Here is a 2,261-nt window from a genome sequence, read left to right on the forward strand (position 1 = left end):
AATGACTACAGACTTGAGTTGAAGTTGTTTCATTAGCTTCTGTACCAGTTTTAACCCGACTTTTTCCCCTTGTTTAAGTAGAAGATGATGAATTTTAGGAGCACCATAGATTCCTCGGTTAGTATTGAAGAGTTGAGAAATTTTGAGTGACAGGTATTGTCTCCTTAATTGAGTTTTAGATGGATGTCGGTTAATCTGTTCATAATAACTTGATTCAGGAACATCAAGGAGTTGACAGCTTAGTCTGACATTGAGTGCTAAAGTTTGTATGGTATGAGCCATATCCGCAGCACTCACTTCTTTTTCTCGGCGAATATGGTCAATACTTTTTTTAAGATGTCTCGTTCTTCCTTAACTTTAGCCAGTTGTCTTTTTAATTCTAGAAAATCAGCTTTAGAGACGGAGCTTTCATTAGATTTAGAGTAGAGGTCTATCCATTTATAAATTGTTGCAGGGGCCACGTCGTATTCTTTAGACAGCTGGGTGACGGATTGACCAGAATGATAAAAGGCGATAAGGGTTTCTTTAAATTCTTTTGAGTAGCGTTTTTGCATGTTTTTGTCCTTTGTCTAAATTATACAATAGTGACTCTAAGATTTAAGGATAACATCATTATTTGAACATAATGATATGTTAGAGAATTAATTATATTAGCAACTAAATCCGATTCTCTCTTTTGCACTCCAAAAGGTATCGAATAACAAACTCCGTATCTTCCGCATAATATAAATTTTCTTTAAACTTCAATTCATTACTGAATTACTAAATATTTTATTAAACAAAAAGCCTTGATATCTATGATTATCTAAAATATTCATAAGAGTTCCATAAAAACTACAATCATAATTCTTACTTGCTTTGGGAATAACCCAAGTAGTTTCCCCGGTCTCTACAAATAGAATATTTAGAATAAAGGAATTTTTTGATTTTCCTATATATTCAAGAATATTACTTAAATGATTACTATCAATGTAGTCATCCCCATCTATAAAAATTATATACTCCCCTTCAGCTTCTTGAAGTCCCTTATTTCTTGCTGATGATACTCCTTGATTCACTTGAGAAATTACTTTTATTTTACTAGAATATTGATTTTTAAATTCTTCGATAATATTAAGTGAATTATCATCTGAACCATCATTAATAAGTATAATCTCAAAATCATTATAAGCTTGATTGAGAACAGATTCTAAACAGCGATATAAATAATTTTCTAAGTTATATACTGGAATAATTATAGAAAATTTAACCATTATATTTTTTCCTTCTCCTGTCTCTCATTCCTACAAATCCTCCCAAAGTAATCATTAACAACGTTATACATTGTGGGGTATATGTATTAGCTTGATATATACTAACAAAAATCAATATCATTGGAACATAAAATAAAAATCTATTTTTGAATTGTGAATTCTTCTGTACTTTTTCCAACACTTCTTTACTCATAAAGTAGAATACACATATTAAAGCAATAGCACCTTGTACACCTATTTGGTATACAAATGATAATAAGGCTGTTTCTGATCCAGTAGTAAAATCAAGTTCTCCCCCTGTAAATACTGCTGAGGCGTTTCCTCCCACACCTAATCCAAAACCAATTGGTCGATGACTTATACTATCCAATGTCCCTTGGATTGCATAAAAGTGATTCCCTACAGCTCCTCCAAAAGTTTTGAAATAATAATTTCCACCAATAAACATAATAATAGTTAACAATATAAAAAGATTTCTAAAAACATTCATTTCATTACTTCTTGGAACGAATTTTAAAAATAATTTATGTCCGATACCTGCAACCATCACCCCTATAGCTAGAAGCATAGCACCTTTCCCAAAAGTTAATATTCCACCTATCAATAAAATCAGTCTATATAAATTTATATATTTTAATTTTTGGGTATTAAAGAAAATAAAGGATATAATGAGCATAGAAAATATTAAATACCCCAAATTTATTGGTTCAAAATAAATTGATCCCATACGTGTTACGGAAATTCCAAATACATCTGATCCAAATCTGCCATCAAAATTATTAAGTAAAGTAGTTACCCCCTTAGCGTAGTAAATTTCATCTATTCCCAAAAATTTGTTTAGAGGATAGCCTCCTAAGTATAAGATAATACCAATTAAAACTACAAATATTCCTAAATAAAGAATTTTCTTTATAAACCTCGCAAATATTTCTTCAGTTTTGATAAATCCGTAGTGCACCATGGCACTCCGCAGTTGCTCGGTCGTCGCCTGGTCGTGGCTGCTGAGGG

At 31.3% G+C, this 2,261-nt stretch carries 2 protein-coding genes and 1 pseudogene; all 3 read right to left on the bottom strand.

Features of this window, described 5'->3' with window-relative positions:
- Positions 1 to 554 (bottom strand): annotated as a pseudogene (locus AB0N16_RS41615) (IS3 family transposase); the annotation flags it as partial.
- Positions 555 to 743: 189 nt separating this feature from the next.
- A complete protein-coding gene (locus AB0N16_RS41620; protein WP_365806016.1) occupies positions 744 to 1,253 on the bottom strand; it encodes a glycosyltransferase family A protein in 510 nt (169 codons plus the stop codon).
- Positions 1,246 to 2,261: hypothetical protein (locus AB0N16_RS41625; protein ID WP_365806017.1), on the bottom strand; the 1,016-nt coding region annotated here is incomplete at its 5' end. The genes AB0N16_RS41625 and AB0N16_RS41620, both read right to left, overlap by 8 nt.

The sequence above is a fragment of the Streptomyces sp. NPDC051105 genome (assembly GCF_040682795.1).
Lineage (GTDB): Bacteria > Actinomycetota > Actinomycetes > Streptomycetales > Streptomycetaceae > Streptomyces.

Excerpts from the sequence above, each read along its gene's own strand:
- AB0N16_RS41620 (WP_365806016.1), bottom strand. The coding sequence starts at position 1,253 with ATGGTTAAATTTTCTATAATTATTCCAGTATATAACTTAGAAAATTAT.